The following is a 21,839-nucleotide window of genomic DNA, read 5'->3' as shown; positions in this document are numbered from 1 at the left end:
TGCGGTCGCGCGTCAGCGCTGGTGGCTTGCAACCACCGATGCGACCACCGCCTGCATCAGGTCCTGCCGCACCGGGATCGGCTGCGGCGTCACGCCGATCAGCACGGCGACCGCATAGGAGCGGCCGTCGGGAGCGGTAAGGATGCCGACATCGTTATAGCCCGCCGTGCGGCCCAGCAGGTCCTGGCCGGTCCCGGTCTTGTGCCCGAAGTCCCATCCGGCGGGCACTGCCCCGCGCAGCCGCTGGCGTCCGGTACGCGAGGCCTCCATCGTCGTGATCAGCCATGCGGTCGATTCGGGCGACAGCAGCTCGCCGCGCTTCAGCCGCGCCAGCGCATTCGCGATCGCTCCGGCCGAAGCGCCGTCGGGCGGATCGGCGAGATAGGCTTCGAATGCCGCCAGCCGCACGTCGCGGGGCAATGCCGCGCGTGCCTGGTAGAAGGTGCGGCCGAGCGAATATTCCTGCCGCCACTCGAGCCCTGCGGTGCCGCTCTGCAGCAGCCGCTCGCCCGGCCCGAAGCGGATCGATCCCAGATCGTGGCGCGCGATGAAGCTGCGCACCGCCTCGGGTCCGCCGACATAGCGCAGCAGCCGGTCGTTCGCGGTATTGTCGCTTGAGGTCATCGCCCGGCGCAGCAGGTCGCGCACCGTCGTATGATAGCCGTCGTCGCCCACCAGGCTCGCGATCGGCTGGTGGAACAGCGTCAGGTCGTCCTTGCCGATCACCAGCGGATCGTCGAGCGTCAGCCGGCCCTGGTCGCGCGCTTCGAGCACGGTCATCGCCACCCACAGCTTGCTCACGCTCTGCTGCGGCAGCGGCTGGTCGGCATTTGCAGTGACGCTCCAGCCCTGATCGATGCTGCGCACTGCGATTCCGACGATTCCGTCGAAGGTGCGGGCGAGATGGCTGACATTCGCTACCAGCCCCGCCGGTGCGACCGGCGGCGGGGGCGGCGCGGGCGCCGGTGCGGGCGGCGGGACCGGCATCGATGCGACATAGCCCGGCGGCACATGGCCGGCGGCGCGCGGCGGCTCGGTCACGGCGCAGCCGACGAGCAGCGCCGGCGCCAGGCCGGCGACGGTCATCGCGCGCTGAGTGATGGTGAAACGCTCTAGCTTCTTCACGGTCGATCTGCCCCTTGCCCGTTCATGACAATGGCGGTGCCACCTTCACGCAACAAGCAGTTGGTTGCATGCGTTGCGACGAATGCCCGTATCATAGCGGCAGAACGTGAACAGGGGGCAAATGAATGGCGCCGTTCGAGGTTACCACCTTGGGATTGCTGCTGTTTGTCGCGTCGCTGGTGGCGATCGCCACGCATCGGCTGCGGCTTCCGTACAGCGTTGGCCTCGTCACGGCGGGAATCGCCCTCGCGCTGCTGCCGCTCGGTATCGATCTGCCGCTGACTCGCGAGCTCATCTTCTTCGTCTTCCTGCCGCCGCTGGTGTTCGAGGCGGCGATCCAGATCCCGTGGCGGCCGTTTCGCCGCGAGCTGCCGCTGCTGGTCACGCTGGTCACCATCGGCGTTCTGCTCGCCGCCGGAGTGGTCGCGGTGGGCATGCACTGGTTGGTCGGATGGAGCTGGATCGGCGCCGCTTTCTTCGGCGTGCTGATCGCGGCCACCGATCCGGTTTCGGTGATCGCGGCGTTCAAGGCGCTGCGCGTCGAGAAGCGGCTGCACCTGCTGGTCGAATCCGAAAGCCTGCTCAACGATGGCGTCGCCGCCGTCGCCTTTGCGATCCTCGTCAGCATCGCCGCCGGCGCCGAGACCGGCGCGACGGGTATCGCGCTCGAGCTGGTTGAGACGATTGCCGGCGGCATCGCCGCGGGCGCGCTTGTCGCGGTGCCGCTGATCCTGCTGGCCGGCCGCACGCGGGATCGGCTGGTCGAAGTCACGCTCACCATGCTGATCGCCTATGGGAGCTTCCTGCTGGCCGAGCATTTCCATTTCTCGGGCGTGCTGGCGACGCTCACCGCAGGGCTGATCGTCGGCAATTACGGCTTTCTCGGATCGATCTCGGACGATGGCCGCGCGGGCGTGCTCAACCACTGGGAATTCGTCGCCTTTCTCGTCAATTCGCTGATCTTCATCCTGATCGGCGGGCGCGAAGTCGAAATGCCGATCGGCCATGTGCTGGGGATCGCGGCCGTCGCGGCGCTGCTCTCGCTCGCCGGACGCGCGGCGGCGGTCTATCCGGTGATGGTCGCCTTTGCGGGAACGCGGCTGCGCGTTCCCTGGAAGTACAAGCACGTACTTTTCTGGGGCGGGCTGCGCGGTGCGCTGGCGCTCGCGCTGGCGCTGGCGCTGCCGGCAACCGTTCCCGAGCGCGAGACGATCATCACCGTGGCCTTCGCCGTCGTCGCCTTCTCGATCTTCGTTCAGGGGCTGACGATGCCGTGGCTGATCCGGCGGCTCGGCCTGCTTGCCGACGATCCGCCGCCCGACCAGGCGGAGGCGGAGCGGCGCGCCTAGGGCACCAGCACCGTATCCACCGCCACGTCGAGCGTCTCGGGATAGTCGAGCGTATAGTGCAATCCGCGGCTCTCCTTGCGGTGGAGCGCCGAGCGGACGATCAGGTCGGCTGCCTGGTGCAGGTTGCGCAGCTCGATCAGGTCCGGCGTCACGCGGAAATGGCCGTAATAGTCGGCGATCTCGTCGCCCAGCAGCTTGATGCGGTGCGCGGCGCGCTCGAGCCGCTTGGTCGTGCGCACGATGCCGACATAATTCCACATGAATCGGCGGATCTCGGTCCAGTTCTGCTTGATGACGACTTCCTCGTCCGAATCGGTCACGCGGCTCTCGTCCCACGGGCGGATCGCGGGCGGCGGCGCGAAGTCGCTCCACCGCGCGGCGATGTCGTTCGCCGCCGCTTCGCCGAACACGAAGCACTCGAGCAGGCTGTTCGAGGCGAGACGGTTGGCGCCGTGCAGCCCCGATTCGCACACCTCGCCCGCGGCATAGAGGTTCGGCAGATCGGTTCGCCCGTTCCGGTCGATCACCACACCGCCGCAGGTATAGTGCTGCGCCGGCACCACCGGGATCGGCTGCCGGGTCATGTCGATTCCCAGCTCGAGCAGTCGCTGGTGGATCGTCGGGAAATGGCCCTTCACGAACTCCGCGCCCCGATGGCTGATGTCGAGATGGACGAAATCGAGCCCGAGCCGCTTGATCTCATGGTCGATCGCCCGTGCGACGATGTCGCGCGGCGCCAGCTCCCCGCGTGCGTCGAAGCCCGGCATGAACCGGTGCCCCGCTTCGTCCTCGGCATCCGGCGGCAGCAGCAGCTGCCCGCCCTCGCCGCGCACCGCTTCGGTGATCAGGAAGTTCTTGACGTCGAGATTGTAGAGGCAGGTCGGATGGAACTGCATCATCTCCATGTTGGAGATGCGGCATCCCGCGCGCCACGCCATCGCGATCCCGTCGCCGGTGGCGCCGCGCGGGGCTGTTGAGAAGCGGTAGGTCCGCCCCGCGCCGCCGGTCGCCAGCACGGTGGCGCGTGCGGTGAACAGCTCGACGCGCCCGGTCGCGCGATTGCAGGCATAGACGCCCCAAACGTTTCCCGCGCCCGAATAGCGCATCTCGTGGCGGCTCGTGGCGAAATCGATCACCACTCGGTCGGGCACCAGTGCGATGTTCGGATGGGCCCGAGCGGCGCGGAGCAACGCCTCCTGCACCGCCCAGCCGGTCGCGTCGTCGACATGGACGATGCGGCGGTGGCTGTGCCCGCCCTCCCGGGTAAGGTGCAGCGTATTGCCTTCGGTGTTGAACGGAACGCCCAGCTCGACCAGCCGCGCGATCGCCGCCGGTGCGTCCTCGACGACCATCTCGACGACGTCGCGGTCGTTGAGGCCGGCGCCGGCGCGCATCGTGTCCTCGACATGGTTCTCGAACGTGTCGCCCGGCTCGAGCACCGCGGCGATCCCTCCCTGCGCCCAGGCGGTCGAACCCTCGTTGAGCGCGCCCTTGGCGAGCACCGTCACCTTGAACCGCTGGGCAAGGTTCAGCGCGGCGGTCAGCCCGGCCGCGCCCGAACCGATGACGAGGACTTCGGTGGTATGGCTCGCGTCGCTCAACTCTGTTTCCTTGTGCCGCAGGCGCTATCGCCTGCCTGTCGGCCCCGTGCTAGCGGTGTTCGATGGACGCGGACAAGCGAGCGGAACTTGAGGCGCGCCGAGCCGCGCTTCGTGAAGGCGGCAGCCGCACCACTTCCACGGTGCGCGGTGCGCAGCGCACTGCCTATGCCGCCGCGCTCGATCCGCTCGAGGCGACGGGAGTCGACTTCACCTTCGGCGACATCAATTCGCTGGGGCATTGGATTCCGGCGTGGGTGCCGCAGGGCTGGGGCGAAATCCCGTGGCATCTCTCCTCGTCGCCTCATATCGTCGAGACGGGCACCGATCCCGCCGCGCGCGCGGCCGCGGTCTGCGCCATGCTGAGCGAATTGGCGAGCCGGACGGCACCGGTCGCGGTGCTCTATGAACGGGACTGGGTGGGCTTCCGCTTGCGCTATGACGATGCGGTGCGCCACATGGAGGCGCTGATCGCCGCCGCCCCCTGCCGGAGCGACATCTGGATCGTGGAGCTGCCCGCGCCCTGGCTGATCCGGATCGACGGCGATTGGGTGTTGTCCTGCGTCGCGGGTGAAGACAGCGCGCGGCGCTTCGCGGAGATGCGCGAGACGAACCGGCAGATGCGCCGCGACCTTGCCGACGTCCGGCGTATGCTCGTCGAGCGCGGAGTGCGCGCGCGGCTATGCTATCGCTACGACATGAAGTCGCTGATGCCGCTGCGGATCACGCCGGCGCAGATCGCGCGGCATGCGGGGAAGCCCGATCTCAGCGTCCCCTTCCCCGCGGACCGGGACGAGCGCGACCGGATCGTGCGCGATTTCGTGGCCGCTCGGGCGCCGGCGGACGGCCGCGTCCGGTTCCAGCCATGGCTCGACGCGATCCCGGTGGAACTCTCGCGTACCGATTTCGATTCGCATCTCGCTGCGATCCTCGATGCCTGTACGACTCAGGCGATCTTCTTCGATCCCGGCCTCGACTGGTCGCTCGAATTCCATCGGCAATGGATCTACGGCGCGGCCTCAGGCCTCAGCCGGCATTCGCCGCCCGGGTGAGATTGAGGAACACGTCCTCCAGATCGGCCTCGCGGGTCGAAACGTCGACGATGCCATATCCTTCCGCCTGCACGGCGCCCAGCACTTCGCCCGCGTTCACCTGATCCTTGCGGTAGGTGATCGCCAGCGTGCGCTCGGCCTTCAGCTCGATCTTCTGGAAGCAGCGGTTTTCGGGCAGCGCGGGCACGTCGCGGTCGACGGTCACTTCGACCACTTTCTCCTGCGCCATGCCGATCAGCGTGCGGGTCGGCTCGTTGGCGATCACCCGGCCGTGATTGATGATCGCGATCCGATCGCACAGCTCCTCGGCCTCTTCGAGATAATGAGTCGTGAGGACGACCGTCACGCCCTCCGCGTGGAGCGAGCGGACATAGGCCCAGAGCTGCTGGCGCAGCTCGATGTCGACCCCCGCGGTCGGCTCGTCGAGCACCAGCACCGGCGGCGCGTGCACCATCGCCTTGGCGACCATCAGCCGCCGCTTCATCCCGCCCGAAAGCGTGCGGGAATAGGCATCGGCCTTGTCCTCCAGATGCATCGCGCGGAGCAACTCCATCGTCCGCCGCTCGCCCTTCGGAACGCCATAGAGGCCCGCCTGGATCTCCAGCGTCTCTGCGGGCGTGAAGAAGGGGTCGAAGGTGATCTCCTGATTGACGATCCCGATCGACGCCTTGGCGTTGCGCGGATGCTGGTCGACGTCGAATCCCCACACGGCGGCGCGCCCGCCGGTCTTGTTCACCAGCCCGGCCAGGATGTTGATCAGCGTCGACTTGCCCGCGCCGTTCGGCCCCAGCAGCCCGAAGATCTGGCCGCGCGGCACGTCGAAGCTCACGTCGGTGAGTGCCTGCTTGCCGCCTGCATAGATCTTGCAGACGTTCTCGATCTCGATCGCCGCGTCGCTCATGCGCGCCGCATAGGCCGGTGCGAAGCCGATTGCGAGCCGCATTTCCCTTTGCTACCGCGAACCCATGATCCCGCCGCCCCAGATCACGCGCGTTGCGCACCCCCGCGTCTCCTGCGACGGCGCGCACGATGGCATTCCCGCATCGCTCGGCCATCCGCGCGTATGGCTCCAGATCGACGAGCATGGCTATGTCGATTGCGGCTATTGCGATCGCCGCTTCATCCTCATCGGCGGCCCCGCCGATGGCGCGGACCAGAGCGAGCTTCCCGATATCGCGTCTGGCGCCAGCATCTGAGCCGCCTATATCGGTGGGATGACTCTTCCCACCGATCCGCGCACCTTCCTCTATCGCGATCAGCTCGATCCCGATTCCGCCGCCCGACTTGCCGCCGAGGCGCTGGGCAAGGCCGAGGATGGCGAACTCTATCTCCAGTATCGCCGCAGCGAAGCGTTCGGCTTCGATGACGGGCGGCTGAAGACCGCGAACTACGACACTCAGTCGGGCTTCGGCCTGCGCGCGGTCTCGGGCGAGACGACCGCCTTCGCGCATGGCACCGAAATGAGCGCTCCGGCGATCCGCCGCGCCGCCCAGACGATGGTGCTGATCGATCCCGCGAAGGGCGCGAAAGCGCCGCCGCCGCGCCGGAACAACCGGCATCTCTATACCGATGCCGATCCGCTCGATCTCGTCCCCTTCGCAGACAAGGTGAATCTGTGCCAGACGATCGATGCCGCGGCGCGTGCTCGCGATCCGCGCGTCGCCCAGGTGTCGGTCGGACTTACCGGATCGTGGAGCGTGGTCGAGATCGTGCGTCCCGATGGCTTCGTCGCCACCGACGTGCGCCCGCTCGTCCGGCTCAACGTGTCGGTGGTCGTCGAATCGAACGGCCGGCGCGAAACCGGCAGCTTCGGCACCGGCGGGCGGGCGCTCTACGGCCGCCTGTTCGAACCCGCCACCTGGAACCGTGCGATCGACGAGGCGCTGGCGCAGGCGCTCGTCAACCTCGAGGCAGTCGATGCGCCGGCGGGCGAGATGACCGTGCTGCTCGGCCCCGGCTGGCCCGGCGTGCTGCTGCACGAAGCCGTCGGCCATGGCCTCGAAGGCGATTTCAACCGCAAGGGCACCAGCGCCTTCTCGGGGCGGATCGGCGAGCGCGTGGCGGCGCCGGGCGTGACGGTGATCGACGATGGCTCGATCGGCGAGCGTCGCGGCTCGCTGTCGATCGACGACGAAGGAACGCCGACTCAGGAGAATATCCTGATCGAGGACGGCATTCTGCGCGGCTATATCCAGGATCGGCTCAACGCGCGGCTGATGGGAGTCGCGCCGACCGGCAACGGTCGCCGCGAGAGCTTCCAGCACGCGCCGATGCCGCGGATGACCAACACCTTCATGAAAGGCGGCAACGACGATCCCGCCGAGCTGCTGAGCCGGGTGAAGCGCGGCATCTTCGCCAAATCCTTCGGTGGCGGCCAGGTCGACATCGTCTCGGGCAAGTTCGTCTTCTCCTGCACCGAGGCCTATCGGATCGAGGGCGGCCGGCTCGGCGCGCCGATCAAAGGCGCGACGCTGATCGGCGACGGGCCGACGGTGCTGCAGGACGTGATCGGCATCGGCAACGATTTCGCGCTCGACGAAGGCATCGGCATGTGCGGCAAGGGCGGACAGAGCGTGCCCGCCGGTGTCGGTCAGCCGACGCTGTTGGTGGAAGGCTTGACGGTCGGCGGCACGGCGTCGGACTGAACCGAGGCGCTCAGACGCCGGTGATCAGCAGGTCCAGCGCGCGCTGGATCGCGTAGCGCTCCGACTCAAGCGAGGTGACGCGATGCCGCAGCTCCGCCTTGCGCATCGCCGCGGCGAACTGAGTCATCAGCAGGAACCGATCGCCGCTGATCTCGAACATGGGATTCAGCGGCTCGCGGTGGTCGGGTGCGCCTTCCAGCGGGATCAGCGGGACGACGAAGCGAGTCGCGAGGAAGGCGAAGGATTCTGCCTGGAATCCACAACGAGCCCGCCGTCGGCGAGACGATGGACATCGAACTGCGCCATTCAGAACAGCCGGTATCTCTCGAGTGGCAGACCGTTTTCCTCGACCCAGCGGTTCACTGACTCGGCCCATGCGCGATTTTCCTCGCGCCACGCCCGCTCGCGCTCCTTCTTGGCCTCGCTGCGCAGTGCCGCTTCGCACACCTGGCTGAGGTTCAGCCCGGCTTTTCGCGCTGCCTCGACTACGCCCGTGTCCAGCGATAGATTGACCGCCTTGCGCTTGCCGGATGCGATCAGGTCATGCTTCATGCGCACAGGCTATGCGCATGGTTCATGCGCGTCAATCGGAGGGGGCATGGCCGAATTCTTCGATGCGCTGGACGATCGGCACATCGCCTTCGTCGCCAAACAGCCGGTGTTCTTCGTCGCCACCGCGGCGGCGGAGGCACGGATCAATCTTAGTCCCAAGGGAATGGACAGCTTCCGGGTGCTCGGTCCGAGCCGAGTCGCCTGGCTCGACGTCGGCGGCTCGGGGAACGAGACCAATGCCCATCTGATCGCCGACGGCCGGATCACCGTCATGTTCTGTGCCTTCGAACAGCCGGCGCTGATCCTGCGTCTCTATGGCCGGGCCCGGCCGGTGCTTCCGCAGGATGCCGAGTGGGGCGCGCTGATACCGCATTTCGCAATGCTCGAAGGAACGCGCCAGATCTTCGACATGGCTGTCGAGCAGGTACAGACGAGCTGCGGCTGGGGCGTGCCGCTGATGACGCTTGATCGTCCGCGCGAAACGCTGTCGAAGGCGCATGCCAAGCTGAGTGCGGAGGAGCGGCTGGCGAAGTTCATGGCGCGCGATCGCAGCATCGACGGGCTGCCGGTCCGAGTGCCGACGCAAGTGCCGGCCGGCTGATGGCGCTCGCCGAGCTCGGCCGCTACAATCGTTTCGAGGCGCACATCATCGTCGGCCGCCTCGAATCCGAGGGGATCCCCGCGATCGCCTTTGATGCCGAATCGAGCATCGCGGAAGGCAGCGCCTTTCTCATCCCGGTGCGCGTGATGGTCGATGCCGATGATCTTGCCGAGGCGCGGAGGATCGTCGACACCGCTGCCTGATTTTTGGGCACACTTTCGCAACTGCACAAAAATTTACCTTTCGCTAATCTTTCGTTGCGTCGGAAGCCGCGAAAACGCGCGTTTTTGTCTCTGGCACGCCCTTTGCTGCTCTTGCTCTCGGGAAACGAGAAAGGGGGCGGAATGAAACTCATCATCGCCATCATCAAGCCGTTCAAGCTTGACGATGTTCGGGAGGCGCTGACGGCAGTCGGGGTCGCCGGCATGACCGTTACCGAGGTCAAGGGCTTCGGACGCCAGAAGGGCCAGACGGAAATCTACCGCGGCGCCGAATACAGCACCAACATGGTCCCCAAGATCAAGCTCGAGATCGCCTGCGACGCAGGGCTTTGTGATCGTGCGGTGGAGGCGATCCAGTCCGCCGCCAGCACGGGTGCGATCGGCGACGGCAAGATCTTCGTGCTCGACGTGGGCAAGGCCGTGCGCATCCGCACCGGGGAAACCGGCGAGACGGCGCTGTGATCATTCAAGGGGGATCCACATCCATGCGGAAAATTCTATTCACCGCGGCCGGAATCGGTCTGGCCGCGATCGCTGCGCCCGGCTTCGCGCAGGAAGTCGCCGAAGCGGCGCCCGCGGCCGAAGCGGTCAGCGCCGGCACGTCCTATATCCTCAACACATTGCTCTTTCTGATCGGCGGCTTCCTCGTGATGTGGATGGCCGCGGGCTTCGCCATGCTCGAGGCCGGCCTGGTCCGCTCCAAGAACGTCTCGATGCAGTGTCTCAAGAACATCGTGCTCTATTCGATCGCGGGCATCATGTTCTGGGTGGTCGGCTATCAGATCGCCTATCCGGGCGATTTCAACGGCTATTTCGGCAGCGCCGGATTCCTCTATCCGATGCAGGCGGTCGGTTCCGCCGACACCGAAACCGGCTATTCGGTGGCATCCGACTGGTTCTTCCAGATGGTGTTCTGCGCCACGACCGCCTCGATCGTCTCGGGCACGCTTGCCGAGCGGATCAAGCTGTGGCCGTTCCTGCTGTTCACCATCGTTCTCACCGCAGTGATCTATCCGGTGGTGGTGAGCTGGGAATGGGGCGCCGGCTGGCTCGACGCGATGGACTTCTCCGACTTCGCTGGGTCGACGCTGGTGCACTCGACCGGCGGCTGGGCGGCGCTTGCCGGTGCGATCATTCTGGGCCCGCGGCTCGGGCGCTATGTCGATGGCAGGATCAACGTCTTCCCGGGGTCGAACATCCCGCTTGCCACGCTGGGCACGTTCATCCTGTGGCTCGGCTGGTTCGGCTTCAACGGCGCTTCGCAGCTCGCGATGGGCACGGTGGGCGATGTCAGCGATGTGTCGAAGATCTTCGTCAACACCAATCTGGCGGCATGCGGCGGTGTGGTCGCGGCGCTGATCCTCACCCAGATCTTCTACAAGAAGGTCGACGTCACGATGGTGCTGAACGGCGCGCTGGCCGGCCTCGTGTCGATCACCGCCGAGCCGCTGACACCCAGCGCGGGTGCGGCGATCCTGATCGGCGCGGTCGGCGGCGTGATCGTCGTGCTGGCGGTGCCGATGCTCGACAAGCTGCGGATCGACGATGTCGTCGGTGCGATCCCGGTCCATCTGTTCTCGGGCATCTGGGGGACGCTCGCGGTGTCGATCACCAACCCCGGCGTTCCGATCGTCGCCCAGGCGACCGGCGTGGTCGCGACCGGCGTGTTCGTGCTGATCGCCTCCGCCATCGTCTGGACGATCCTGAAATTCACCATCGGCCTGCGTCCCACCGAAGAAGTGGAACTGGCCGGGCTCGATCTCGATGAGGTCGGAGTCGAGGCATATCCCGAATTCGCGCGGGGGGTCTGATCCCGCGCACCACAGGTTCCTCCTGCGGACAACTGGGCCGGTGCGAAAGCGCCGGCCCTTTTTTTGCGTGCGGAGGTTGCCCGGCACGAACCCGCGCGGCGGGCGCGCCGTTCCTCAGCCGAGGTCCGCCGTGATGAAGTCGGCCGCGCGCTCGCCGATCATGATGCTCGGCGCGTTGGTATTGCCGCTCACCAGCCGCGGCATGATCGACGCGTCGGCGAGGTAGAGCCCGTCGACTCCGCGCACCTTCAGTCGCGGATCGCACACCGCGCCTTCATCCGATCCCATCCGGGCCGTGCCGACCGGGTGATAGACCGTGTCGGCGCGCGCGCGGATCAGCCGTTCGAGCGCGGCGTCGTCGGCGAAGTCGATCGGATACCGGTCCTTGCCGCGATAGTCGGACATCGGCGCGGTCTCGAGGATGCGGTACATCGCCCGCACCCCGCGCTTCAGCGTCTCGAGATCGCGCGAGTCGGAGAGGAAGCCGGGATCGATCAGCGGCGCCGCCTGCGGATCGATCGACCCCAGCCGCACCGTCCCGCGGCTCTCGGGCCGCAGCACGCAGGCGTGGCAGCTAAATCCGTGACCGGCCACCTTCGTGCGCCCGTGATCCTCGACGATCGCGATCAGCAGGTGGAGCTGCACGTCGGGTGCCGGCGCGCTCGGATCGGTACGCAGGAACGCGCCCGCCTCGGCATAGGGCGTGGTCATCGGCCCCTTGCGCGTGGCCGCCCAGCGCAGCAACCCGCCCAGCATCTTGATCGCGCCCGGAAGCGAACTGCCCAGGAACAGGCTTCCCTTGGTCTCGAAGCTCGCGACATAATCGATGTGGTCCTGCAGATTGCCGCCCACATTCGCGCTGTCGCGCAACACGCCGATGCCATGATCGCGCAGGTGATCGCCCGGCCCGATGCCGGAAAGCATCAGCAGCTGCGGCGTCTGGAACACGCCCGCCGCCAGCACCACGGCCTCGCGCGCGCGGATCGTGCGCGGCTGGCCGTCTCGCACATAGGCGACGCCCCAGGCGCGGCCGTTCTCGAACAGCACCCGCTCGACCATCGCGTCGGTGAGGATGTTGAGATTCTCGCGCCGCTTCGCCTCGCCAAGATAGGCGCGCGCCGCGGTCCAGCGCTCGCCGTTCTTCTGCGTCACCTGGTAGAGGCCGATGCCTTCCTGCCGTGCACCGTTGAAATCGTCGTTGCGCGGGATCTGCAGCGCCTCGCCCGCGCGGATGAAGGCTTCGCTGCCCGGATGCGCATAATCCTGGTCGCTCACCCACAGCGGGCCGTCGCCGCCGTGATAGTCGCTTTCGCCGCGCACATTGTGCTCGCAGCGTTTGAACCAGGGGAGCACTTCGTCATAGCTCCACCCGTCGCAGCCCAGCGCCGCCCAATTGTCATAGTCCCAGCGGTGCCCGCGGACGTAGAGCATCGCGTTGATCGCGCTCGATCCGCCCAGGCCCCGGCCGCGCGGCTGATAGCCGCGCCGTCCGTTCAGTCCCGGCTGCGGCACGGTCTCGAACTGCCAGTTGGTGGACGGGCTCTGGAACGGCATCATGCCCGGCATGATCGTCTTCCAGCCGCTATTGCGCCCGCCGGCTTCGAGCACCGCGACGGTGCGGCGTCCGTTTTCGCTCAGGCGGCCTGCGGCGGCGCTCCCGCCCGATCCTCCGCCGATGACGACGATGTCGGCTTCTTCCACGCGATTCCCTCTCCCCGGCGCGCTTCGCGCGCTTCCCAATTTGCCTTGATGGTCTCCGAAGTGTCGCGGCTGCCGTCATGGCTCCAGCCCGGCGGCGCGATCATATAGTTGATGCGCGCCTTCCAGTTCGGCGCGCGCCACACGTCCGTGGCGATTCCCACCCATTCGTGCGTCGCCGCCCACAGGATGTTGAAACTGCCGAGATCCTTGACGATGCCGTAGCGCGGCCGGTCGTCGTCGCGCTCGGCCTCATAGGTGCCGAACAGCTTGTCCCAGACGATGAAGACGCCCGCGTAATTCTTGTCCAGATAGCGCGGGTTGGTCGCGTGGTGGACGCGGTGGTGCGACGGCGTGTTCATCACTGCCTCGAACCAGCGCGGCATCCGCCCGATCGCTTCGGTGTGGATCCAGAACTGGTAGATCAGGTTCAGCCCCGCGACGAAGAAGACCATCGCCGGGGGAAAGCCGATCAGGAACAGCGGCAGCCGGAACAGGAAGGTCAGGCTGAAAAAGCCCGTCCAGGTCTGCCGCAGCGCAGTCGACAGATTATAGTGCTGCGAGCTGTGGTGGATGACATGGCTCGCCCAGAACCAGCGCACCCGATGTGCCGAGCGGTGAAAGACATAATAGGCGAGGTCGTCGAGGACGAAGGCAATGACGAACCAGTACCAGGCATAGCCGATGTCGAAGAGCGCGAACTGGTGAACCCACAGCGCCGAAGCCAGCACGAACCCGCCGGCCAGAACGCCCGCCACCGTGCTGCCGAGCCCGAGCCCGAGCGACGTCAGCGTATCTCGCGGGCAATAGCGCCGCCGATCCTTCGCCCAGGCGAACACCATTTCCGCCAGCACCAGCAGGACGAACGCGGGAACCGCGAGATCGACCGGGTCGGGCAGGTTCAAGGCGCGCTTCCTAACATGGCTGTAAGTAAGCGCGCTTCGTCCTCGGTTTCAAGCGTCAAGCGGAACGGCCCCGCCAGCCGCTCGCCGCTTTCGATCACCACGGTGGTCCCCGAAGCCTCCGCGGCGAGCGGCCGGGCGAAGCGCCGGGCGAAGAACCGCGCGCCGTGCCGCCGCAGCGCCACCAGCTCGCTGCCGTTGCCGAACACCACCGCGCCCGATCCGTCGGCGGCGAGGCGCGCCTCGCGGCCTTCGAAATCGCTCACGATCTCCTCGGCTGCGGCAATCGCTTCGGCTTCGCTCTCCAGCCTCGCCCCGCCCAGCCGCAGCGCTCGCGCGATGCCGGCGAGCGCCAGCACCGCGGCGAGCGATCCGCCGAGCAGCGCCCAGTTCACGGCTGGCCGGAAAGCGTGTCGAGCAGCGGCCGGATCGCCGAGATATCGTATCCCGCCGCCGCCGCCCGGGTGGTGAGCACCGCGGGGTCGCCGCCCTCGCTCGCCGCGGCCAGCGCCCAGAGATGCGCCGATCGCGTGCCCGAGCGGCAGAAGGCGAGCACCGGGCCCTCCGCCCGCCGCAGCACTTCGGCCATCGCCTCGACCTGATTGCCCGAAAATCCGGCGTGCGTGACCGGAATGAATTCGTAGCGCAGCCCCGCCTGCTCCGCCGCGGCACGGATATCGCCGCTGTTCGGCTGCGCGCCCTCCTCACCGTCGGGGCGGTTGTTCACGACGACTCGGAAGCCCTCTTCGGCGATCGCCGCCAGATCTTCGGGCGCGATCTGCGGCGCAACGGTGATGTTCTCGTCGACCTTGCGGGGCTGGTACATGGCTGGCGTTCTTTCGGTTCTTGCTGGACCTTTCAGCGAGTCGATCTTTCGCGTCGCTGCGTCAACCGCGAGCAGGCCGCGCCCGACCTCGCGCTATCGGCTCGACGGGGCTCGGGATGCTTCCGGCATCGAAGCCGTCATCGCGGCCACTTCGTCGCGCGCGGCGGCGATCGCGTCATAGACCTGTGCCGCGGCCTCGGACTGGCAGCCGATGTTATAGTCGAAGCTGGACTCGCTGCCGTCGTCCTCGAACGTCACCGTGCCGTACGGCATGTCGGTGATCCGGTGCGCGCACGCGAGCGGTTCGCCCCGGACATAGGGTGCCGCCGGCTCGAGCGCCGCGGCGATCCGTGCGTAGCCGGCGGGCGTGATCGACACGCGCTTCGTCACCTGGTCCGCCTGCATGAAGCTCGTCTCGCCCGTCGTGTCGGCATAGGTGTAGGTGCCGGTCCCGTCGGCCGCGATCCGCCAGTCGTGCAGGTTCACGCCCCAACTCTTGACGGTGAGATGGATCGCATCGGGAAGGTCGGCGCTCGGGGCCGTACCCGGCCCCGCCATCGGCGAGCACGCGGCAAGCGTCACCGCGATCAGAACCACTGCCGAACGCATCATGCCGCCTCCCGGATCACCTGTAGAAAGGCGTCACCATAGGCTTCCAGCTTTCGGGTTCCAACGCCCGAAATCGCCCCCAGCTCGGAAAGCGAGCCGGGCCGCGAGAGCGCCATGTCGCGCAGCACCGAATCGTGGAAGATCACATAGGGCGGAAGGCCGGTTTCCTGCGCGATCTCGCGCCGCTTGCTGCGCAGCGCTTCGAACAGCGGATTGCCGACCGGATTGGCGCCGCCCGCCGTCGCCGCGCCGCGCCGGCGCCGTTCGCGCTTTGGCGGCACGACCAGCGACAGCGTCGCCTCGCCTTTCAGCAGCTGCCGTGCGCCGGGCCCGAACTCGAGCCCGCCATGGGCGTTGGCGCGCAGCGCGTCGCGCACCAGCAGCGCACGTGCGACCGGCTTCACCAGCGGCGCTTCCTCGGGTTCCAGGATGCCCCACACCGAAAGCTTCTCATGGCCGTTGGTCATGCTCCGCTCGCTCGACTGGCCGGCGAGCACGCTCTCGACATAGCCCGCGCCGAACAGCATGCCGGTGCGGAACACCGCGGAAAGATATTTCTGCGCCACCACCGTCGCATCGACGGCCTTGGGCGGGGCGAGGCAATTGTCGCAGTTGCCGCAGTTCGCGGGCGGGTCCTCGCCGAAATGGCGCAGCAGGATCGCCCGGCGGCATTCGGCGGTCTCGACGAGCGCACCCAGCGCGTTGAGTCGCGTGCGCTCGCCCGATTGCCGCCGCGCGTCGACTTCGGCCACCCGCTGCCGCGCCCGCGCGAAATCGTCCGCGCCCCAGAACAGATGCGCCACCGCCGGATCGCCGTCGCGGCCCGCGCGGCCGGTTTCCTGATAATAGGCCTCGATCGATTTCGGCAGGCCGGCATGGACCACGAACCGCACGTCGGGCTTGTCGATCCCCATGCCGAAGGCGATGGTGGCGACCACCACCATTTCTTCCGATGCGACGAAGGCGGCCTGGTTGCGGCGCCGCACCTCGGGATCGAGCCCGGCGTGATAGGGGAGCACGGGTCGCCCGCCGCTGCCCAGCTTCTCGGCCAGCCGCTCGACCGCCGCGCGGGTGGGCGCATAGACGATCCCCGGCCCCGGCTCGGCGCGCAGCACGTCCTCGATCTGGCGAGTCGCCTGCTCGCGCGGCGAGATGAGATAGCGGATGTTCGGCCGGTCGAATCCGGCGACGATCAGGCCGTCCTGCGGGATGCCCAGCTGCTCGAGGATGTCCGCCCGGGTATGCGCGTCCGCCGTCGCGGTGAGCGCCAGTCGCGGCACGTCGGGAAAGGCGTCGAGCATCGGCCGCAGCAGCCGATAGTCGGGACGGAAGTCGTGCCCCCATTCGGAAACGCAATGTGCCTCGTCGATCGCGAAAAGGCTGAGCGGCGCGGTGCGCAGCAGGTTACGGAACCCCTCGCCCGAAGCCCGCTCGGGCGCGACATAGAGCAGGTCGAGCTGCCCGGCGCGAAACCGCGCGACCGTTTCCTCGCGATTCTCGTCGACGCTGGTCAGCGTCGCGGCACGGATGCCGACGGCCTCGGCGGCGCGCAGCTGGTCGTGCATCAGCGCGATCAGCGGGCTGACGACCAGGCAGGTACCCGGCATCGCCACTGCCGGCAGCTGATAGGTGAGCGACTTGCCCGCACCCGTCGGCATCACCGCCAGCGTGCGCTTTCCCGCAAGGACGCGATCGACCACGCGCTCCTGCACTCCGCGGAAGCCACTGAAGCCGAAGGTCTCGCGGAGGATCTCGCGGGGGTCGGTCACAGCGCCACCACCTGCACTCCGCCGTCGCGCCGGGATATCCATGCATCGGCGAAGGAAACCGCGTTCTGCAGGCTCTCATTCGGGTGTGCGCTCGTCGTCAGGAAGCGGGTGCCGTCGCTTCCATCGCCGATCACGATCCAGTCGATCGCCTCTTCCAGCGCCTCGCATCCCGTGCCGACCACAGCGATCAACTCCACGCCGTCGCGCAGGCAATCCTCCACGAAGGGCTGGAGTGCAGAAGGGTCTGCGAGAGGCGCCTGAAGCACGATCTTTGGCGCGAGTGACATTGCGGAAGCGATAGTGGTTTGAAGTGGTCGGGCAACCCCCTTCGGGTAAGTCCGCGCTTGCCCCTGCGGCCCGGCATGGCCAAACGCAGGTTGCATGACGGTACGCGTAGATATGGGCGTCGACGGCAAGGGTGATGCCGTCTCGATGGACCTGGAGGAGCTGCTGGCGACGCGGCTTCTGGTTCAGGGCAATTCGGGTTCGGGCAAGTCGCACCTCTTGCGCCGGCTGCTGGAAAAGAGCGCCGGCCAGGTCCAGCAGGTGGTGATCGATCCCGAGGGCGATTTCGTCACGCTGGGCGACAAATACGGCCATGTCGCGATCGAGGCGGCCGATTATTCGGAACGCGAGATGGTGCAGTTCGCCGCGCGTATCCGCGAACATCGCGCCAGCGTGGTGCTCAGTCTGGAGGGGCTCGAGGCCGAGGGGCAGATGCGCTGCGCAGCCGCCTTCCTCAACGGCCTGTTCGATGCCCCCCGCGATCACTGGTATCCCGCGCTCGTGGTGGTCGACGAGGCGCAGCTGTTCGCGCCTTCGGGCGGCGGCGAAGTCGCCGAGGAAGTGCGCCGCGCCTCGCTTTCGGCGATGACCAACCTGATGTGCCGCGGCCGCAAGCGCGGGCTCGCAGGAGTGATCGCCACCCAGCGGCTCGCGAAGCTCGCCAAGAATGTCGCGGCCGAGGCATCGAATTTCCTCATGGGCCGCACCTTCCTGGATATCGACATGGCGCGCGCCGCCGATCTGCTCGGCATGGAGCGCCGCCAGGCCGAGGCGATCCGCGATCTCGCGCGCGGCACCTTTCTCGCGCTCGGCCCCGCCGTCGCGCGACGGCCGATCTCGGTCACGATCGGGCCGGTCGAGACCAGCGCGCGCAGCGCCAGCCCCAAGCTGATGCCGCTGCCCGAAGCGCCCGCCGAAGACATCAAGGATCTGCTGCTCGCCGCGGTCGAGGCGCCGCCACCGCCACCGCCACCGCCGCCACCACCGCCGATGGCGTCGGACCGGCTCATGGAAAGCCTCGCGCGCAGCGTGCCGGCGCCCGCCGAAGCCGCGCCCGAGATCGAGCCCGAAGCGCTGGAGGCAGTGATCGTCGACGTGCTGCGCGCCATCGTCGACGATCCCGATGCCACGCTGCGCTCGCCCGCAGTGCTCTATCAGGATTTCCAGGTCCGCTGCCGCATGGCCGGCGTGCCGCGCCCGCCGCTCGACCTCTCCGGCTTCGTCCGGCGGCTTTCGGCGGCGCGCGCCGGCATCCTCGATCTGGAAGACGAAGGCTGGCGGTCGGCGATGGAAGCGGCGCAAGCGCTGCCCGACGACATGCTCGGCCCCTTCCTGTTGGTCGCCCGCGCGGCGCGCGAAGGCGCGCCCTGCCCGAGCGACGCCGAGCTCGCCGCAAGCTACGGAACCAGCTCGCCCGGCCGGGTGCGCCGCCTCATTGCCTATATCGAAAGCCGCGAACTGTTCGTCACGCGCACCGATCTGGGCGGCAGGCGCTCGATCACCATCCCGCGGCTCGGCTGGACGACCGAGCCCGCCGCCGCCGGTTGAGGAGTGCACCTCTTTAGGCGCCTCTCCGAACAGCAGTGATCGATCGCAGCGCCGTGGCCTCGGGTCGCGGGCGCGATGCGCTCAGCCGATCGCCGCGCGGTCCCGGATCCATTGCTCGGTCACCTCGGGCCAGGTGACAGGCAGCATGTGCCCGCCCGCCACCAGCTTCAGGTCGGCGCCGGCGATCGCCTGCGCAGCCTTGGCGCCATGGTCCTCGGGCGCCAGCACCGCGTCGTCGCGCCCGAACAGGATGCCGACCGGCAGCCGCAGCGCGCCATAGCGCTCCGCCAGCGCCGCCATTTCCGCCGCGGCGTGAGTCACTTCGAACGATCCGGCTTCGTAGCTCGACGGCCGGATCGAAAGCGCGCCGCCGCCGCGCGTCTGGAAATCCTCGGGCACGGCATCGGGAGCGAACACCGCCCGCGCCGCCGCAGGCCCGTTGATCTGGCCGCCGGGCACTGCGAGCGTCCAGGCGACCAGAGTGCGGATCAGCGGCGGAGCCATCAGCGCTACGAATTGCGGCGGGGGGGCTGGCATCGGCTGCGTCAGCGGAGCGATCAGCGCCAGCCCGCGCACCAGATCGGGATGGTCGAGCGCCAGCGCCAGCGCCACCGCGCCGCCCAGCGAATGACCGACGATCAGCGCCGGCCCCACGCGTCTGGCGCGCAGGAAATCGGCGAGCATCGTTGCCTGTTCGGCGATCCCCGGCCGCTCGGCTTGCGTCAGCTGTGAATGGCCCCAGCCGGGCCGATCGACCAGCAGCACGCGATGATCCTGCGCCAGCGCATCGGCCACGCCATAGTTGAAGTTGCGCATCTGGCCGAGCAGCCCGTGGATCATCACCACCGGCGGGCCTTCGCCGCGATCGACATAATGGATTCGCGCGCCCTGGACCTCGAGAAACTCCCCGTCGGGCGGCACCGCTGCTTCGGCGCCGCGTGCGGACAGGCTGGACCAGAGCGCCAGTCCCCCGCCCAGCAGCCCCGCGGCGCCCAGTCCGGTCAGCATCTTTCCCGTTCGGCTCATCACTCTCTCCTATTCGGCTGCGATCGTCGCTTCGTCCTCTTCGGCGTCGCGCTCGGCCTGCTGGCGCGCCCACATCTCGGCATAGAGGCCGTGCTGCCGCAGCAGCTCGGCATGGGTGCCGCGCTCGGCCACGCGCCCGGCTTCGAGCACCACGATCTGATCGGCATGTACCACGGTCGAAAGCCGGTGCGCGATGACGATGGTCGTCCGGCCGCGCTCGATCGCCTCGAGCGTGCTCTGGATCTCCGCCTCGGTGCGGCTGTCGAGCGCGCTGGTGGCTTCGTCGAGGATCAGGATCGGCGGATCCTTCAGCAGCGTGCGCGCGATCGCGACGCGTTGCTTCTCGCCGCCCGAAAGCTTGAGCCCCCGCTCGCCGACCCGCGTCTCATATTTGTCGGGAAGCGCCTCGATAAAACCGGCGATCGCCGCCCCCCGCGCCGCCGCGGCGACCTGATCCGAAGTCGCGCCGTCGCGGCCATAGGCGATATTGTAGCCGATCGTGTCGTTGAACAGCACCGTGTCCTGCGGGACGATGCCGATCGCCGCGCGCAGGCTCTGCTGCGTCACGGCGCGGATATCCTGTCCGTCGATCGTGATCCGCCCGCCGGTCGCGTCGTAGAAGCGGAACAGCAGCCGCGCGAGCGTCGACTTGCCCGCGCCCGAAGGCCCGACCACCGCCAGCGTCGATCCAGGCGGCACGTCGAGGTCGATGCCCTTCAGTATCTCCCGGTCGGGATCATAGCCGAAGCGCAGGTTCTCGAGCCGGACGTGCCCTGCGCGCACCTCGAGCTGCGGCGCGCCTTCGGCATCGCGCACTTCGGTCGGCGCGTCGATCAGGTCGAACATCGCGGCCATGTCGATCACGCCCTGGCGGATCGTGCGATACACCCAGCCCAGCATGTCGAGCGGCCGGAACAGCTGGCTGAGCAGCGTCGAGACGAGGATCACGTCGCCGGGGCTGAACCGCCCCGTCGACCATCCGAACACCACCAGCGCCATGCCCGCGCCCAGCATGGTGTTGGTGATCAGGCTCTGGCCTACGTTCAGCCAGGCGAGCGAATTCTCGCTCACGGTGGCTGCCTTGGCATAATCGTGGATCGCCCGGTCGTAACGTTCGGCCTCGCGCCGCTCGGCGTTGAAATATTTCACCGTCTCGAAGTTGAGCAGCGAATCGACCGCATGCGCCACCGCGCCGGTGTCGAGATCGTTCATCTTCTCGCGCAGCTTGGAGCGCCAGTCGGTCACGATCCGAGTGAAGCCGATATAGACCACCACCATCGTCAGCGTGCCCGCGACCAGCCAGAATCCGAACCGCGTCCAGAAGATGATCGTCACCAGCGCCAGTTCGAGGATCGTGGGCGCGATGTTGAAGATCAGGAAATAGAGCATCGAATCGACGCTCTTGGTGCCGCGCTCGACCACCTTGGTGACCGCGCCGGTCCGCCGCTCGAGGTGGAAGCGCAGCGACAGCTGGTGGAGGTGGCGGAACACGTCGGACGCCAGCCGCCGTGTGGCGTCCTGGCCCACGCGCTCGAACACCGCGTTGCGCAGATTGTCGAACAGCACGGTGCCCGCGCGCGCGGCCGCATAGCCGCCGACCAGCGCCACCACCAGCCACACCGCCTCGCGCGAGCCCTCGGCCATGGTGTCGACCGCGCCCTGCAACGCGAAGGGGACGGCGAATACCTGGATCAGCTTGGAAACGACGACCAGCGCCAGCGCGACCACGATCCGCGCGCGCAGCCCCGGCGCTCCCTTGGGCCAGAGATAGGGTAGGAAACGCCGCAGCGTGCCGAGCATCGGCCGCTCGGCCGCGGAAGTGGAGTCGATCGGAGGCATGCCCGCAAATCTGGGGCCGCAGCAGCGATCCTGCAATGATTCAGCACCCCGTCGGGAACGGCACTCCCCTCCCTTCGTTAATATCTTCAAGGAGGAGAAGGGAATGAGCCCGGTGTTCTACGTCATTGCGATCTTGGGCTGCGGCGACGGCAGCTTCGATTGCCGCGAGCAGCGGATCGAGCCAGCGCGGTATGAGAGCGCCAGCGCCTGCCAGCGCGAACTTCGCGCCGCGCTGATGCGCAACACCGACGTTCCCTATCCCGAAATCAACGCCGCCTGCCAGCAGCGCAACATCCGCATGGTCAAGCTCGACCTCTCGGGTATCCAGCGCGGCAGCTGATCGCCTCGGCCGCATGCGGCGCGATGGGATCTTCCTGTCCCAT

24 protein-coding genes are annotated in these 21,839 nt (G+C 67.8%); 10 read left to right on the top strand and 14 right to left on the bottom strand.

Annotated features, from left to right (window positions below; translation table 11 throughout):
• Positions 1–12: 12 nt before the first annotated feature.
• Positions 13–1,086 (bottom strand): serine hydrolase, encoded by a 1,074-nt coding sequence (locus tag ACQ450_RS09970; RefSeq protein ID WP_431471203.1) that lies wholly within the window; start codon positions 1,084–1,086, stop codon positions 13–15.
• A 164-nt stretch (positions 1,087–1,250) separates the two neighbouring features.
• Between ACQ450_RS09970 and ACQ450_RS09965 the strand changes: the two genes are divergently transcribed.
• A complete protein-coding gene (locus tag ACQ450_RS09965; RefSeq protein WP_431469153.1) occupies positions 1,251–2,474 on the top strand; it encodes a cation:proton antiporter in 1,224 nt (407 codons plus the stop codon).
• Here the strand turns inward: ACQ450_RS09965 and nadB are convergent.
• Positions 2,471–4,075: an L-aspartate oxidase gene (gene nadB / locus ACQ450_RS09960; protein ID WP_431469152.1), complete on the bottom strand. Its 1,605-nt coding sequence runs from the start codon at positions 4,073–4,075 to the stop codon at positions 2,471–2,473. The two genes, ACQ450_RS09965 and nadB, sit on opposite strands and share 4 nt — an antisense overlap.
• Before the next feature lie 62 nt (positions 4,076–4,137).
• Between nadB and ACQ450_RS09955 the strand changes: the two genes are divergently transcribed.
• Entirely contained in the window at positions 4,138–5,124 is a 987-nt protein-coding gene (locus ACQ450_RS09955; protein WP_431469151.1) for a hypothetical protein, read from the top strand.
• On the opposite strand, the gene ACQ450_RS09950 is transcribed toward ACQ450_RS09955, so the two are convergent.
• On the bottom strand, positions 5,099–6,025 hold the full coding sequence (locus ACQ450_RS09950; protein WP_431471202.1) for an ABC transporter ATP-binding protein: 927 nt from the start codon (positions 6,023–6,025) through the stop codon (positions 5,099–5,101). The two genes, ACQ450_RS09955 and ACQ450_RS09950, sit on opposite strands and share 26 nt — an antisense overlap.
• Positions 6,026–6,089: 64 nt before the next feature.
• On the opposite strand from ACQ450_RS09950, the gene ACQ450_RS09945 reads away from it, so the two are divergent.
• Together ACQ450_RS09945 and tldD are read left to right on the top strand one after the other, a co-directional pair.
• The gene (locus tag ACQ450_RS09945) at positions 6,090–6,320 is read left to right on the top strand and encodes a zinc-finger domain-containing protein (RefSeq protein ID WP_188053231.1); all 231 of its coding nucleotides are present in this window, start codon (positions 6,090–6,092) and stop codon (positions 6,318–6,320) included.
• A gap of 18 nt (positions 6,321–6,338) precedes the next feature.
• Complete coding sequence (tldD, locus tag ACQ450_RS09940; RefSeq protein WP_431469150.1) at positions 6,339–7,769, top strand: metalloprotease TldD; 1,431 nt, start codon at positions 6,339–6,341, stop codon at positions 7,767–7,769.
• Positions 7,770–7,779: 10 nt separating this feature from the next.
• Here the strand turns inward: tldD and ACQ450_RS09935 are convergent, their stop codons facing one another.
• Positions 7,780–8,145: a CcdB family protein gene (locus ACQ450_RS09935; RefSeq protein ID WP_431469149.1), complete on the bottom strand. Its 366-nt coding sequence runs from the start codon at positions 8,143–8,145 to the stop codon at positions 7,780–7,782.
• A complete protein-coding gene (locus tag ACQ450_RS09930) occupies positions 8,076–8,321 on the bottom strand; it encodes a type II toxin-antitoxin system CcdA family antitoxin (RefSeq protein WP_431469148.1) in 246 nt (81 codons plus the stop codon). The genes ACQ450_RS09935 and ACQ450_RS09930 overlap by 70 nt, the downstream gene beginning before the upstream one ends.
• A gap of 46 nt (positions 8,322–8,367) precedes the next feature.
• Between ACQ450_RS09930 and ACQ450_RS09925 the strand changes: the two genes are divergently transcribed.
• From ACQ450_RS09925 to ACQ450_RS09910, 4 genes are all read left to right on the top strand, one after another.
• On the top strand, positions 8,368–8,922 hold the full coding sequence (locus ACQ450_RS09925) for a pyridoxamine 5'-phosphate oxidase family protein (RefSeq protein WP_431469147.1): 555 nt from the start codon (positions 8,368–8,370) through the stop codon (positions 8,920–8,922).
• Positions 8,922–9,125 (top strand): DUF2007 domain-containing protein, encoded by a 204-nt coding sequence (locus tag ACQ450_RS09920; RefSeq protein WP_431469146.1) that lies wholly within the window; start codon positions 8,922–8,924, stop codon positions 9,123–9,125. The genes ACQ450_RS09925 and ACQ450_RS09920 overlap by 1 nt, the downstream gene beginning before the upstream one ends.
• Before the next feature lie 141 nt (positions 9,126–9,266).
• Positions 9,267–9,605, top strand: coding sequence for a P-II family nitrogen regulator (locus tag ACQ450_RS09915; protein WP_188053170.1), 339 nt, complete (start codon positions 9,267–9,269; stop codon positions 9,603–9,605).
• A 23-nt stretch (positions 9,606–9,628) separates the two neighbouring features.
• Positions 9,629–10,954, top strand: a complete 1,326-nt coding sequence (locus ACQ450_RS09910; protein ID WP_431469145.1) for an ammonium transporter — start codon at positions 9,629–9,631, stop codon at positions 10,952–10,954.
• Positions 10,955–11,068: 114 nt separating this feature from the next.
• On the opposite strand, the gene ACQ450_RS09905 is transcribed toward ACQ450_RS09910, so the two are convergent.
• The 7 genes from ACQ450_RS09905 to ACQ450_RS09875 all read right to left on the bottom strand — a co-directional run bounded on the left by ACQ450_RS09905 (position 11,069) and on the right by ACQ450_RS09875 (position 17,045).
• Positions 11,069–12,655 (bottom strand): GMC family oxidoreductase, encoded by a 1,587-nt coding sequence (locus tag ACQ450_RS09905; RefSeq protein WP_431469144.1) that lies wholly within the window; start codon positions 12,653–12,655, stop codon positions 11,069–11,071.
• Positions 12,589–13,557: a sterol desaturase family protein gene (locus ACQ450_RS09900; RefSeq protein ID WP_262503788.1), complete on the bottom strand. Its 969-nt coding sequence runs from the start codon at positions 13,555–13,557 to the stop codon at positions 12,589–12,591. Before ACQ450_RS09900 ends, ACQ450_RS09905 begins: the two co-directional genes overlap by 67 nt.
• Positions 13,554–13,949 carry a hypothetical protein gene (locus tag ACQ450_RS09895; protein WP_188053166.1) on the bottom strand — a complete coding sequence of 132 codons (396 nt, stop codon included), beginning with the start codon at positions 13,947–13,949 and terminating at the stop codon, positions 13,554–13,556. The genes ACQ450_RS09900 and ACQ450_RS09895 overlap by 4 nt, the downstream gene beginning before the upstream one ends.
• Entirely contained in the window at positions 13,946–14,380 is a 435-nt protein-coding gene (locus ACQ450_RS09890) for a TIGR01244 family sulfur transferase (RefSeq protein WP_431469143.1), read from the bottom strand. Before ACQ450_RS09890 ends, ACQ450_RS09895 begins: the two co-directional genes overlap by 4 nt.
• Before the next feature lie 93 nt (positions 14,381–14,473).
• On the bottom strand, positions 14,474–14,992 hold the full coding sequence (locus ACQ450_RS09885; protein WP_431469142.1) for a hypothetical protein: 519 nt from the start codon (positions 14,990–14,992) through the stop codon (positions 14,474–14,476).
• On the bottom strand, positions 14,989–16,800 hold the full coding sequence (gene recQ / locus ACQ450_RS09880) for a DNA helicase RecQ (RefSeq protein WP_431469141.1): 1,812 nt from the start codon (positions 16,798–16,800) through the stop codon (positions 14,989–14,991). The genes ACQ450_RS09885 and recQ overlap by 4 nt, the downstream gene beginning before the upstream one ends.
• Complete coding sequence (locus tag ACQ450_RS09875; protein ID WP_431469140.1) at positions 16,755–17,045, bottom strand: hypothetical protein; 291 nt, start codon at positions 17,043–17,045, stop codon at positions 16,755–16,757. The genes recQ and ACQ450_RS09875 overlap by 46 nt, the downstream gene beginning before the upstream one ends.
• A 94-nt stretch (positions 17,046–17,139) precedes the next feature.
• On the opposite strand from ACQ450_RS09875, the gene ACQ450_RS09870 reads away from it, so the two are divergent.
• Positions 17,140–18,591 carry a helicase HerA domain-containing protein gene (locus ACQ450_RS09870; protein WP_431469139.1) on the top strand — a complete coding sequence of 484 codons (1,452 nt, stop codon included), beginning with the start codon at positions 17,140–17,142 and terminating at the stop codon, positions 18,589–18,591.
• Between the two features lie 81 nt (positions 18,592–18,672).
• Here the strand turns inward: ACQ450_RS09870 and ACQ450_RS09865 are convergent, their stop codons facing one another.
• A complete protein-coding gene (locus ACQ450_RS09865; RefSeq protein ID WP_431469138.1) occupies positions 18,673–19,617 on the bottom strand; it encodes an alpha/beta fold hydrolase in 945 nt (314 codons plus the stop codon).
• A 9-nt stretch (positions 19,618–19,626) separates the two neighbouring features.
• Entirely contained in the window at positions 19,627–21,456 is a 1,830-nt protein-coding gene (locus tag ACQ450_RS09860) for an ABCB family ABC transporter ATP-binding protein/permease (RefSeq protein WP_431469137.1), read from the bottom strand.
• 103 nt (positions 21,457–21,559) lie between these two features.
• Here ACQ450_RS09860 and ACQ450_RS09855 point away from each other — a divergent pair, with 103 nt between their 5' ends.
• Positions 21,560–21,796, top strand: coding sequence for a hypothetical protein (locus tag ACQ450_RS09855; protein WP_188053160.1), 237 nt, complete (start codon positions 21,560–21,562; stop codon positions 21,794–21,796).
• The last annotated feature ends 43 nt before the right edge of the window (positions 21,797–21,839 follow it).

It is taken from the genome of Sphingosinithalassobacter sp. LHW66-3 (genome assembly GCF_050703275.1).
In the GTDB taxonomy this organism is placed as follows: Bacteria; Pseudomonadota; Alphaproteobacteria; order Sphingomonadales; family Sphingomonadaceae; genus Sphingomonas.
Note: the sequence above shows the minus strand (reverse complement) of the source record. Positions and strands in the feature narration are given on the sequence as shown.